We start from the raw sequence: 12,822 nt of genomic DNA, 5'->3' as shown, positions 1-12,822 counted from the left end.
CCTTACAAACTTATGATGTTTTTAAAATCCTCTTCACAATATTTATTGCCTATAGTAATATATGTTTCATAAGGATACTTTACAACTTAAAAGTTTGTAGCTAAAATAGATTAATAAAGATTTATAAAAAATCTTTGAAAGGAGTTATTTAAAATTGAAAGATGTAATATATATATCAGGGCATAAAAATCCAGATAGTGATTCTATTTGCGCAGCTATTGCCTATGCTGAATTTAAAAATAGAACAGAAGATACCGAAGCGGTTCCTGTAAGACTTGGGGAACTAAATAGAGAAACAAAGTTTATTTTAGACTACTTTGAAGTGGAATCTCCAAAACTAATAGAAACTGTAAAACTTCAAGTTTCTGATTTAAATATAGATAAGATAGCTCCTATATCACCAGACATATCCCTTAAAATGGCTTGGAACATAATGAAAAAACATAACCTTAAAACCTTGCCAGTAACAGATGAAAATGAATACTTAAAAGGTATAGTTTCAGTATCTAATCTTACCTCAACATTTATGGATGTTTGGGATACTAATATACTTTCTAAAAGTAATACTAAACTAGAAAATATTTTAGAAACCTTATCCGCAAAACCAATTTTTATTTATAAAGGGTCAACTAGCTTTAAAGGTAAAATCATAGTAACTGCTATGAAACCTGAAAGCATACAATGTTTAATTGAAGAAGGAGATATTGCAATTGTAGGTGATAGAGAAGATAATCAACTTATCTCCATAAATGCTAAATCCTCTCTAGTTATAGTTACAGGAACTCAAGAAGTAAGTGATGCTGTAATAAAAAAAGCAGAAGAAAATGGTTGCACTCTAATTTCAACCTCCTATGATTCTTTTACTGCTGCAAGGCTTATAACTCAGAGCATTCCTGTGGAATATGTTATGGCAAAAGATAATATAATTAACTTTTCCACAGAAGATTTTGTAGATGATATAAGAGATGTTATGATAGAAACCAGATATAGAAGTTATCCTGTTGTTAACATTGAAAATCGAATAATAGGAAGTATTTCAAGATACCATCTAATATCAAGGAACAAAAAGAAGGTTATATTATTAGATCATAATGAAAGAGGTCAATCTGTAGATGGTCTTGAAGATGCTGAAGTTTTAGAAATAATCGATCACCACAGAATTGCAGACGTACAAACAGGTACTCCAATTTACTTTAGAAATGAACCCGTTGGAAGTACATCCACAATAATAGGATCTATTTTCTTTGAAAATGGCATTAGACCTTCAAAAAAGGTAGCTGGAATATTATGTGCTGCTATAATTTCAGATACGCTTTTATTTAAATCACCTACTGCCACTAATGTAGATAAAATGATACTTAAAAGATTAGCTCAAATAGCTGACTTAGATGTAGAAACCTTTGCAAAGGAAATGTTTAAAGCTGGCACTTCATTGATAGATAGAACTGCTGAGGATGTATTCCATCAAGACTTTAAAATATTTAACCTTGGTAATATGAAAATTGGTGTGTCTCAAATAAATACTATGGACATAGAAAGTTTCTTGCCTATAAAGGCAGATATGATAAATCTTATGGAAGCTAAAGCTGTTAAAGAAAACTTTAATATTTTAATATTTATGTTAACAGATATATTAAATGTAGGTTCAGAGATTATGGCTAGTGGTCCAAGTAAAGATATGGTATCAAAAGCTTTTAATATAAAACTTAATAATAAGGAATCTGTATTCCTACCAGGAATCTTATCCAGGAAGAAACAAGTAATTCCTCCTTTAAGTACTGCTATAACTATGGTTAAATAAAATTAAGTAATAGTACCTATAGCCCATAAAAAAAGAAGAAATAAATTATATTATTTCTTCTTTTTTTATTTAAATATTAATAAGTCTTAAGTAGGCTAATAAAATACATATTAAAAGTAATCATATTTAGTTAATCTATTTATATAAAAATACTACTCCCATAAACATTGCAAAAAATATAAATGATAGGGCGTAGGTGACACTTAAATAATCCTTTATACAATATTCATCTATTTTACTATTATATACTCCATATTCTTTAATATAATTTATAGAATTTTTTTCAAAGTGATGATAGAAGTTTACAGATTCTATATAAGCTGCCATTATCTCTATATTAAGGAGAGGCTTTGTAAGAGAGTTTTTAATATAATCTCCTTTAAAGTCTATTTCAAACTTTTTATTTCTAAAGATATATATAAAGTAAAAAAATAACTGAATAATTAGAGCTGGTAATATGTTTAAAACATTGTGTAATATTTTAAATATATCATAATCTTTAAGTTCGCTAATATTATATATTAAAAAGTATATGATACCTACAGTATTAGAAAATAGAGCTATATAAAATAGTGGAGCTACAAATCCACATAAAATTGACTTGCAAGCTAAAGTTATTGATCCATAAAATTTTATAGGTCCTTCATGCTCTAAATTTTTCTTTTCACTATTACTAATATCTATAACTATAAAGGCTATTATAAAATTTGTTATTTCATTTTTGGGGGCTATTTTCATTAAATTATATACAAGAAATATAAATATTATATAAAATATATTCACTAATATTTTATATTTAAACCTTTTCTTAAGTATATTGTCACAGTTTCTAAAAACAACTTGTCTTTCTGCTTTCCAAAAAATTATACTTATTAAGCACCCCAATATATATCCAATTCCCATAAATCTTCTCCTTAAATAAATACTATACTAATGTATATTTTAATATAGAAGGATATATTCTAAACTCTTAACATTCTTATAAAATATTATAATTAGACATAAAAAAACAGGAAAGTCTTTAGGTCACATCCTAAACTTTCCCGATTCATTAAATCACTATCTTCCTCTAAGGTTATTTATTAATCCCCACATTTCATCTGCTGTTTTAAGACTTTTTGAATTTAATTCAAAAGCTCTTTGAGTTAATATAAGCTGAGTGAATTCTTCTGACATATCTACGTTAGACATTTCTACAAAACCTTGTCTTAAATCATAATCTGATGTTTCAACTACTTCAGCGCCTTCTGCTAAGGCAAAATAGCTTTCTCCAACAGAAATTAAAGCCTCATCTCCTACAGGTTTATATAGTGGTATTCTTCCTATCTCTACCCTTGAGTTAGCACTCCCACTATAAATAGTACCATCTTTATTTACGGTTAATTTGCTACTTTCAAGACCTACATTGTTTAAATCTACTCCATCCTTATATTCTATATTTAGGTAACTTCCCATATCATCTACTAAAGTGCCTCTAGCTATATCTATATTAAAGGATCCAGCTCTTTTATATACAATATTGCCATCTGGCCTTGTAAGTCTAAAAAGTCCATCACCATCTATAGCAAGATCAGTGTTTATACCTGTTTGTTTTAGGTTTCCTTGAGTAAATACCCTTATACCCTCTGTACTTCTTGAACCTCCACCATTATATGGATCCACTTGTCTATTATTATTTTCAGTTAGAGGATACCCTTGTCTATTTAAAGTTTCATACATAAGATCTTTAAATCTTACATCTATCTTTTTATATCCATCAGTATTGGAATTGGATATATTATTTGATATAGAATCTATTTTATTTTGATTTGCCATCATGGCAGTTTTACTATTCCAAAGTGTTCTTAACATATGTAATCTCCCCTACCTTACAGCACCTATTTCATTTGCTGCCTTATTTAATGTTTCATCAAGAGTTTGTACAATCTTTTGATTTGTCTCGAAGTTTCTCATTACAGTCATCATGTTAACCATCTCTTCTATAACATTCACATTCGATTTTTCTAAAGCCTTATGTTTTATTAAAATATCTTCTGTGTTAATAGGGTTTTCACCTTGATATAAATTATCACCTATTTTTTTAAGTCCTTTATAATCTTGAAAGTCTACAGTACTTAATCTATAACCTTCTACATCATTTAATTTTAGGTTCCCGTTATAATCCATAGTTAACTTTGCATTGCCTACAAATATAGGTTCTGTAGCACCAGTTCTACTGTTTATTCCCATAACATCATCACCACTATCTGTAACCAAATAGCCCCTAGAATTAGTATGAAAATGACCATCCCTTGTATAAAACGTGCCATTACCATTTGGTGGGTTTTTCCTCACTGTAAAAAAGCCTCTGCCCTCTATTGCAAAATCAGTTTCCTTATCTGTAGATTCAATAGAACCTCCAGTAAAATCAACTACTGTCTCATCTATTTTACTCCCAAGTGACAATCCTCCTATAGTGTTTCTTACATTCTTTCCACCTGCAACCTTATCATAGTTTTCTATTAAAACATCTCCGAAATTCTTAATTATAAGGCTATCTGATTTGTATCCTACAGTATTTGCATTGGCCATATTAGAAGATATGACATTTTGATTTGCTTCTTCAGCTATTAGTCCCGATACTGCAGTATATATACCTCTTATCATTACTCCACTTCCTTTTTGTTTATAACTTTAAATTCTTCTGGATAATCCATTCCATAAATTCTAGCCTTTTCTTCTATCTTTTCCCTAGTCATAGAATTTTCAACCTTATAACTAAACATAAAAACAACTCCAATAAGTATACCTACGCCTATACCAAATAAAATCTTTCTATCGCTAAAAAAAATAAATACATCTTTTATTTTTTGTATAATTCTTTTATTAATAGTACTTCCCCCTTGCCTAGATTAAGCTCTGTTGAAATCTCATCTACATCCTTACCTATAGATAGAAGCTTTATTACTGCTGTAACTTTATTATTTTCATCTATTTTTTCTTCATTTTCTTCTTCTTTATTTTCTTCTTCTTTATCATTTTCTTTGTCTTGTTCTTTATCGTACTTAATCACACTATGCTTTAGTAATTCTATATCTTGTTGTATTTCTAAAAGGCTTTCTGCTACATCTTTCCTTATTTCACCTATAGCAATATCAGATGGCGTCATAGACCTTTCTTTTTCATCTAAAACATCTTTAAATTTTTTATCTTCATTTTTTATAGCCTTAATATTAAAAGTTATAAGTAATACCGCTATAATTATAAGAACTATTGGCATAGAATTCACTCCATTTGACTATATTTTAATTTTTTCATAGCTGTTTTTAAATTTACTATAGCTCTAGTATGAAGTTGACATACTCTAGACTCTGAAACTTCTAACACTTTTCCTATTTCTTTTAGTGTAAGTCCCTCATAATAGTATAATGACAATACTAACTTATCTTTTTCTTTTAATAAATCTAACCCTTTCACAAGATACTCAAGCTTTTCCTTTTCTTCTAACATATCTGATGGTGATGGGCTTAATTTATCTTCTATAGACCCCATGAGATTCATCTCATCCTCTTCATAAAAAACTAAGTTTTCAAGAGATACCATAGATATATAATTTATGCTATTTTCAATTTCAACTATATCATGAATAGAGATACCTAATTCTTTTGATATTTCATTTACATCTGGTTCTCTCATAAGTTTATTTTGAAGCATATCTACTGCCCTATTATATCTGTTAAGCTTGTCCATAGCAGTTTTAGATATAGGTGCATTTTTTCTTATCTCATCTATCATGGAGCCTTTTATTCTTATAGATGCATAACTTGAAAATTTCATACCCTTACTCTCATCAAATTTATTAAAAGCATCCATAAGTCCTATCATACCACAGCTTAATAAATCTTCGTAATCTATGTATTTAGACTTTCCAATTATAACCCTAGATGCTAGATATTTAACTAGTGGAGTGTATTCCTTTACCATTTCTTCTTTTATCTCTAAATTCTCTAAATTCCCCACCTTTATCCCTCCTTAAGTGCAGCATTTCTCTGCTTTCTCATAAGAAGAAAGACAAATTGTATAACCTTTTCTATGGTTTTCCCATCCATATCTATAAAAGATATTCCACAAATATTTTGCTTATTTTCATCTTTTATGCTTCTTAATACTCTGCCTTTAACAAAAAGTTCTGTATCATCTATTGTAAGCTTTGATATGATAATATCTCCTAAAGATAATTCTTTAGATGTTTTTATCTTCATACCGCCGCCACTTATATCTATAATTATAGCATCTTCAAAGATACCCTGACCTAAATTTATATTTGAATTTAACTTATCTTTTAAGATATAATATTTTATATTGTGGCCATAAAATACCCTTACATAATTTCTTCTTTGAACCTTTTTTACATCTTTCGGGTGTTCTATATATATCTCATGCAAATTGTCCTTAATATCTCTTCCTATAACTTTACTATGAAACTTATATATCTCTTTAGAGTTATAATATGTAACCTCTATATAATCTCCCTTTGATAAGGTAAGATATCCTCCTTCAAGCATTGGAATATTTATAGTAATAAACTTATCGTTCACATCCATTATATTGCTCTTATAATACTTTTTATCCCATTCTACTTCAATTTTATTATTTATATTTATGACTAAATCCTTCAAATCAACCCAACTCCCTATGAAAATATACTAAATATTTTTTTAAACAAACCCTGAACTCCAATCCCCATAGTTTCTTCTTCTTTACTTCCATTTAGCTTTTCTGCTATAGATAAAATGTCATTTGATGCTACAGATAAAGGATACGCAAGCACAAAAGGCTTTTGACTCCTAACTGCCTTTGTAACTTTTTTATCATCTAAAATTGTTCCTAAATATACAGCTTCCATTTTTAAAAAAGAATTCATTGCATTTTTTAATTTATTGTAGGTTATTTCACCTTCTTTGTAATCTGATGCTCTATTTATTATTATATTAACTTTACTTTTTAATTTAAAGTGACTTACAGCTTTTAAAAGGCTATAAGCATCTGTAATTGATGGTGGCTCTGGAGTTGTTACTACAATAAGTTCTTCTGCTGTAGATACAAAAGCAAGTACAGTTCTGCTTATTCCAGCTCCAGTGTCCATAAGAATAAAGTCCAAATCTTCTAAAGATGTTAATTTACTAAGAAATTTTCTTCTTTCATCATCAGTAAGCTCCTCTATCTTATTTACGCCAGACCCACCTGGTAACAGCTTTATTCCAAAAGGTCCTTCTATAAGCACCTCTTCTATTTCTTTATCTTTATCTATTATATCAAAAACATTGTATTTAGATATAATTCCTAAAAGTACATCATCATTTCCCATACCTATGTCCGCATCAAAAACCATAACTTTATTACCTAATCTTTGGAGAGCAATAGCTAGGTTAACCACAATGTTACTTTTTCCAACCCCTCCTTTTCCAGAGGTTATGGTTATTATCTTTGGGCTTTTATTAGTCTTATGATCATAGGCTATTTCTCTTAGTCTTTCTGCCTGATCTAACATATAGTATCCTCCTGAAAGATTAACTTAAGAAGTTCTTCTTTGCTTAAAACTTTAATATCATCAGGCACATTTTGTCCTGTGCTTACAAGACTTAAAGGCTTACTTGATCTATTTAATATCTGTAATATTGACCCATAAGAAGATGTTTCATCTAATTTCGTAATAATAACATTATTATATTTAAGTATTTTATAGGCCTCTGTTATAAAATCTATATCTTTATCCTTAGTTGTACAGCTTAATACTAGATATATTCTTGCCTCATCAATCTTATTTATATAGGACCTAAGTTCAGATATTTGCATTATATTTTTGCTACTTCTACCTGTTGTATCAATAAGTATTGTGTCCATATTTTCCATGGATTTTAAGGCTTCCTTCATTTCTTTTTGATTCATTACTACTTTAAAGTCTATACCCATAATATCTGCATAAGTTCTTAGCTGATCTACAGCACCTATTCTATAGGTATCTAAGGTTATAAGTCCAACCTTCTTCTTCTCTATAAGAGAAAGCTTCCCTGCAAGCTTTGCAATAGTAGTGGTCTTCCCTACGCCTGTTGGTCCCACAAATATAACCTTTCCAATAAAATTATCCTCTGTAGATATATTTATACTATTTAATATTACCTTCTTTACTTTTTCTTTCATATCTAAAGGATCTTTTATATTTTTTGCATCTTCTATTATATTATCAACTAAAAAGCCATCTATATCTAGTCCTCTAAGAAACTTTTTCATTTTCTCTATTTCTATATATTCTTTGGAGTCATTTAAATCTCCAATTTTTTTATGACTATCCTCTATAATTGAATCATCTTTTTTTATGGAAAGTTTATTTAAAATATCTTTCATTTCTTTTATTTGCTGAGTAAGTTCATAATTGTCTTCTTTATGTAATGAGCTATTTTCGTTATCCTTTTCTAAATCTTTATTATTCTCATCTTTTATATGAATATTTGTTTTAGGAATTATAATATCATCTTTTATTGAAGGTTGGTTATTGCTCATATTGTTTTCAATCTTATATTCACTTTCATTTTTAATTATATTACTTATGGTTTTTAAGCTGTCCTCCATGGATTCTTCTTCTTTTTTAGAAGAAGGATTTTCAGCTGCAGCGGTTACTTCTATAACCTTTTTAGCGAAAAATCCTTTTATACCTGGCTTTCTTATCTTTCTTTGACTTATAATTACTGCATCTTTCCCAAGTTCATATCTTATTCTTGTCATTGCTTCATTCATGTTGTTTACGACATATTTCTTAATAATCATCTATATACTTACAACTCCTTCAGCCTTAATTTCTACATCATTTGGTATCTCATTTAATGATATAATTGCAATATTAGAATAAACCATCTCAATTAGTTTTCTAAAAGCTGGCCTTATTTTAGGAGATACTAGTATAACTGGTTGATTATCATAAAAGTAAACAGTATCTAGAACATTCCTTATAGCTGTAAGTATTCTACCTGTGGTGTCTGGATCTACTGCTGGAAAGCTTCCACTCATAGTCTTTTGAATATTGTTTGATACTATATCCTCAATACTAGGATCCAGTGTTGCCACAGTAATTGTTCTATTTTCATCAATAAAAGCATTGCAAATGGTTCTTCCAAGGGAAAATCTTACGTATTCTGTTAAAAGTTCTATATCCTTTGTGTTCTTAGAGTTATCTGCTAAAGATTCTAAAATGGTTACCATATCTTTTATAGGTACCTTTTCTCTTAGTAAATTTTGAAGTACCTTTTGTACTTCTCCGATGGTCATAAGATCTGGAATTAACTCCTCTACTACAGTGTTGTACTTTTCCTTTACAGAATCTATAATCATCTTAACTTCTTGTCTTCCTAAAAGTTCATGTGCATGAGCTTTTATGGTTTCAGTTAGGTGAGTTACCATAACTGTTGTAGGATCTACTACAGTATATCCTTTGATTTCGGCATCTTCCCTTTGGTCTTTATTTATCCAATTAGCTGGCAGACCGAAGGTAGGCTCTACTGTTTTTATTCCTGCAATATCTAAATTTTCATTACTTGGATCCATACATAAAATCATATTTGGCATAAGCTCCCCTGATTGTATTATGGTACCTCTTATTTTAAATACGTACTCGTTAGTCTTTAATTGGAGGTTATCCCTTATCCTTATAGGTTGAACAACTATGCCCATCTCAATTGCACACTGCCTTCTAACAGAAGATATTCTTTGTAATAAATCTCCTCCTGTAGACTCATCTGCTAAAGGTATTAACCCATAACCCATTTCTACTTCAATAGGTTCAACATTTATTAAATTCATTACATCTTCTGGTTCTCTTCTTTCTGTTTCTGTTATTTCTGCTTGTTCTGTTTCCATTGCCATAACTACCTTTTCATTTGCTTCTTTATAAAGAGCATAAGCTAGAGCACCTACTGCCACAGCTAAAAACAGAAATGTAAATGTAGGTAGGCCTGGTATTATTGCAAAGAAAAACAAAGTAGCAGAAGCAAGGGCTAAAACTTTTGGAAATGCTGTTAACTGCTTGATTATTACATTACCAAAGTTTTCTTCACTTCCTGATCTTGTAACTAAAATACCTGAAGCTGTAGATATTAATAGTGCGGGAATTTGGCTTACAAGTCCATCTCCCACTGTAAGACTTACAAAGGTCTTAGCTGCAGTTGATGCATCCATTTTAAGCATAACCACACCTATGATTATTCCACCTAGTATATTTATAATAGTTACTATAATACCTGCGATGGCATCTCCTTTTACAAATTTAGATGCTCCATCCATAGCTCCATAAAAGTCTGCTTCTTGTTGCAACTTTTTTCTTCGATCCTTAGCTTGCATTTCATCTATAAGTCCTGCATTAAGATCTGCGTCTATACTCATTTGTTTACCTGGCATAGCATCTAAAGTAAATCTTGCTGAAACCTCTGATACTCTACCAGCACCGTTTGTAATTACCACAAATTGTATTATTATTATTATTAAAAATATAATTATTCCTACTACATAGTTTCCCCTAACAACAAAGTTTCCAAAGGCATTAATTATTTCACCTGCATAAGCATCTGAAAGTATAAGCCTTGTAGATGATATATTAAGTCCTAATCTAAAAAGTGTAGTTATTAGTAGCATTGTTGGAAAAGCAGAAAATTCTAAAACCTCTGTTGTAAATAAAGTAAGTAACATTATAACCACAGATATAGTTATATTAAGTGCTAATAATATATCTAAAATCCAAGCTGGCAATGGTATTATTATCATCATTACAATGCTAATTACGCCAATTGCAACTATTACATCATATTTAGTTCTTATATCAAAACTATATTTTTTCTTTTCAGCCAAAATTAATCACCCTTTAAAGCTATTTTATTCTTTTTTTACTTAACTTAAAAACTATAACAAGTATTTCTGCCACTGCTTGATACATGTTAGCTGGTATGTCAGAATCTATTTCAACCTCTTCATAGATAAGTCTTGCAAGAGGTTTATTTTCAATTATAGGTATGTTATTTTCTTTTGCTATTTCTTTTATCTTAAGAGCAATACTCTCACTTCCCTTTGCTACAACCATTGGTGCTTCGCTTTTACCTTCTTCGTATTTGAGCGCTACAGCTATATGAGTTGGGTTTGTTACAACTACCGTAGCATCTGGAACTGATTGCATCATCCTTCTTGTAGCCATTTCTCTTTGTTTTTGTTTTATCTTTCCCTTAATTTCGGGATCTCCTTCATCTTGCTTGTATTCTTCTTTTATTTCTTGTTTTGTCATTTTAAGATCCTTATTGTACATATATCGTTGATATATGTAGTCAGAAACTGCTAATACAATCATTATTAAAGTTACCTTTTTAAATATAATCAAAATAAGTTGTTTGAAAAAGGGTCCAATAGAGCTTATATGTAAATTTCCTACTGTAAGTATTTCTTTATAGTTATCCATCATAAAATTATATCCTACATAACCAACTACAATAACTATTCCCATAGACTTAAAAAGCTCAACTAGAGTTCGTGAAGAAAACATTCTTTTAAATCCACTTATAGGATTAATTTTTGAAAGCTTAGGCTTTATAGGTTCAGTACTAAATAAAAATCCGCTTTGAGCATAATTAGCAAGAATGCCCATAAGCATTATAGGTAACACTATGGGTAAGAAACTTTTAGCAAACTCTAAAAGAGTTGTTATTGCAAGATTTCTTAAGTTTAAGTCATTTATAGCCATATTTAATTTATCACCTAAAATATATACTACATTTTCCTTAAGTACTTTAGAAGAAAAACTACTTAAAGTTGCTATAACTAAAGTAGTAGCCAAAAGTGTCATTGCAAGTCCTACTTCTTTACTCTTAGCTATTTGCCCTTTCTTTCTCGCATCCGATTTCTTACGAGATGTAGCCTCTTCAGTTTTTTCTTCTGTTGCAAAAATAAATACTATTGGTATGAACTTATACATTTCTCTCATTATTTCAGGTATATGATCCATAGCTGATACCACGCCTTTAAAAAACATTGGAAGCGCTAATGAAAATGTAAGTAATCCCACAACTATTTTCATTGGGAGACCTAAAATCATTATATTTAGCTGTGGTACTGTCCTTGCAACCAGTCCTAAAGTAAGATCTGTAATAATTATTATCATAATAATAGGTAATGCTATTTTTATTCCAATCCAAAAATATTGTATAAATGAATGTATAACCTGCATTGCTGATTCTTGTGTTATAAGGGACTTACCTAAAGCTACCGCATCAAAACTTTCTAAAAAGCTCCAAATAATCATGTGATGACCATCTAATATGAAAAAAATAATTAAACTCATCCAGTACATTAATCTTTCAAAAAGGGTTGAATTACTTTTTGTATTAGGGTCAAACATACTTACCATAGCAAGACCTATTTGGACATCCATTAAGTTTCCAGCCATTCGTATAAAATAAAAACACATACCTGTAACAATTCCAAGTACAATTCCAGACATAGCCTCATTTATTATGGCAAGTATAAGTGCATAATTATTATTTATAGCCATAACTGAATTTGTATAATCAATGCCAGGCAATACAGCGTATGCAATAATAATGGATAGAAAAAGCTTTAATCTATTAGGTGTTCCATTGGGGAAAAAGATTGGTGTTACTATAAAAAAACTACCAAGTCTTATGAATACTAACATAAGTGCCGTAAAATATGCTAAATCTAACAATCCAATTCCCCCTATTGTACTATGGTAGAAATAATTTGAAATATTCTTTCAGTAAATCCCATCATTTTATGCAACATCCAACTCCCTGTAGCAAGCCCTACCAAAGCTATAGCTATAAGTTTTGGTACAAAGGTAAGCGTCTGCTCTTGTATTTGTGTTGTTGCTTGAAATATACTTATAAGAAGCCCAACTATTATAGATACTGCTAATATAGGTGCTGCTATCATAAGTCCTGTACTTACAGCTTCTTTCAAAATACCCATCAACATATTTTCAGTCATTTATA

General features: G+C 29.8%; 12 protein-coding genes. 1 reads left to right on the top strand and 11 read right to left on the bottom strand.

What is annotated here, in order from left to right; translation table 11 throughout:
* Positions 1-154 precede the first annotated feature (154 nt).
* Positions 155-1,801, top strand: coding sequence for a putative manganese-dependent inorganic diphosphatase (locus tag BD821_RS00905; RefSeq protein ID WP_104408906.1), 1,647 nt, complete (start codon positions 155-157; stop codon positions 1,799-1,801).
* Positions 1,802-1,936: 135 nt separating this feature from the next.
* Here the strand turns inward: BD821_RS00905 and BD821_RS00900 are convergent, their stop codons facing one another.
* The 11 genes from BD821_RS00900 to fliQ all read right to left on the bottom strand — a co-directional run bounded on the left by BD821_RS00900 (position 1,937) and on the right by fliQ (position 12,817).
* A complete protein-coding gene (locus tag BD821_RS00900) occupies positions 1,937-2,704 on the bottom strand; it encodes a hypothetical protein (protein ID WP_104408905.1) in 768 nt (255 codons plus the stop codon).
* A 156-nt stretch (positions 2,705-2,860) separates the two neighbouring features.
* Positions 2,861-3,652, bottom strand: a complete 792-nt coding sequence (locus tag BD821_RS00895; protein WP_104408904.1) for a flagellar hook-basal body complex protein — start codon at positions 3,650-3,652, stop codon at positions 2,861-2,863.
* Between the two features lie 12 nt (positions 3,653-3,664).
* Positions 3,665-4,447 carry a flagellar hook-basal body complex protein gene (locus BD821_RS00890; protein ID WP_104408903.1) on the bottom strand — a complete coding sequence of 261 codons (783 nt, stop codon included), beginning with the start codon at positions 4,445-4,447 and terminating at the stop codon, positions 3,665-3,667.
* Positions 4,448-4,643: 196 nt separating this feature from the next.
* A complete protein-coding gene (locus BD821_RS00885) occupies positions 4,644-5,060 on the bottom strand; it encodes a DUF6115 domain-containing protein (RefSeq protein WP_104408902.1) in 417 nt (138 codons plus the stop codon).
* 5 nt (positions 5,061-5,065) lie between these two features.
* Positions 5,066-5,764, bottom strand: coding sequence for a FliA/WhiG family RNA polymerase sigma factor (locus BD821_RS00880; protein WP_104409110.1), 699 nt, complete (start codon positions 5,762-5,764; stop codon positions 5,066-5,068).
* Between the two features lie 38 nt (positions 5,765-5,802).
* Positions 5,803-6,459, bottom strand: a complete 657-nt coding sequence (locus tag BD821_RS00875; RefSeq protein ID WP_104408901.1) for a flagellar brake protein — start codon at positions 6,457-6,459, stop codon at positions 5,803-5,805.
* A gap of 14 nt (positions 6,460-6,473) precedes the next feature.
* Positions 6,474-7,331, bottom strand: a complete 858-nt coding sequence (locus tag BD821_RS00870) for a MinD/ParA family protein (protein ID WP_104408900.1) — start codon at positions 7,329-7,331, stop codon at positions 6,474-6,476.
* Entirely contained in the window at positions 7,325-8,605 is a 1,281-nt protein-coding gene (flhF, locus tag BD821_RS00865) for a flagellar biosynthesis GTPase FlhF (RefSeq protein WP_104408899.1), read from the bottom strand. Before flhF ends, BD821_RS00870 begins: the two co-directional genes overlap by 7 nt.
* Complete coding sequence (gene flhA, locus BD821_RS00860) at positions 8,606-10,678, bottom strand: flagellar biosynthesis protein FlhA (RefSeq protein WP_029453459.1); 2,073 nt, start codon at positions 10,676-10,678, stop codon at positions 8,606-8,608.
* A gap of 16 nt (positions 10,679-10,694) precedes the next feature.
* A complete protein-coding gene (locus BD821_RS00855) occupies positions 10,695-12,536 on the bottom strand; it encodes a fused FliR family export protein/FlhB family type III secretion system protein (protein WP_104408898.1) in 1,842 nt (613 codons plus the stop codon).
* Between the two features lie 11 nt (positions 12,537-12,547).
* Complete coding sequence (fliQ, locus tag BD821_RS00850) at positions 12,548-12,817, bottom strand: flagellar biosynthesis protein FliQ (protein ID WP_104408897.1); 270 nt, start codon at positions 12,815-12,817, stop codon at positions 12,548-12,550.
* Positions 12,818-12,822: the final 5 nt, after the last annotated feature.

Origin of the sequence: Clostridium algidicarnis DSM 15099 (assembly GCF_002934235.1) — a bacterium.
Lineage (GTDB): Bacteria > Bacillota > Clostridia > Clostridiales > Clostridiaceae > Clostridium_L > Clostridium_L algidicarnis.
Note: the sequence above shows the minus strand (reverse complement) of the source record. Positions and strands in the feature narration are given on the sequence as shown.

Bases quoted from the DNA above. Each gene is read 5' to 3' on its own strand.
- BD821_RS00890 (WP_104408903.1), bottom strand. From the start codon at position 4,447: ATGATAAGAGGTATATATACTGCAGTATCGGGACTAATAGCTGAAGAA.
- flhF (WP_104408899.1), bottom strand. From the start codon at position 8,605: ATGATTATTAAGAAATATGTCGTAAACAACATGAATGAAGCAATGACA.
- BD821_RS00895 (WP_104408904.1), bottom strand. From the start codon at position 3,652: ATGTTAAGAACACTTTGGAATAGTAAAACTGCCATGATGGCAAATCAA.
- BD821_RS00885 (WP_104408902.1), bottom strand. From the start codon at position 5,060: ATGCCAATAGTTCTTATAATTATAGCGGTATTACTTATAACTTTTAAT.
- BD821_RS00870 (WP_104408900.1), bottom strand. From the start codon at position 7,331: ATGTTAGATCAGGCAGAAAGACTAAGAGAAATAGCCTATGATCATAAG.
- BD821_RS00900 (WP_104408905.1), bottom strand. From the start codon at position 2,704: ATGGGAATTGGATATATATTGGGGTGCTTAATAAGTATAATTTTTTGG.
- BD821_RS00880 (WP_104409110.1), bottom strand. From the start codon at position 5,764: ATGGTAAAGGAATACACTCCACTAGTTAAATATCTAGCATCTAGGGTT.
- fliQ (WP_104408897.1), bottom strand. From the start codon at position 12,817: ATGACTGAAAATATGTTGATGGGTATTTTGAAAGAAGCTGTAAGTACA.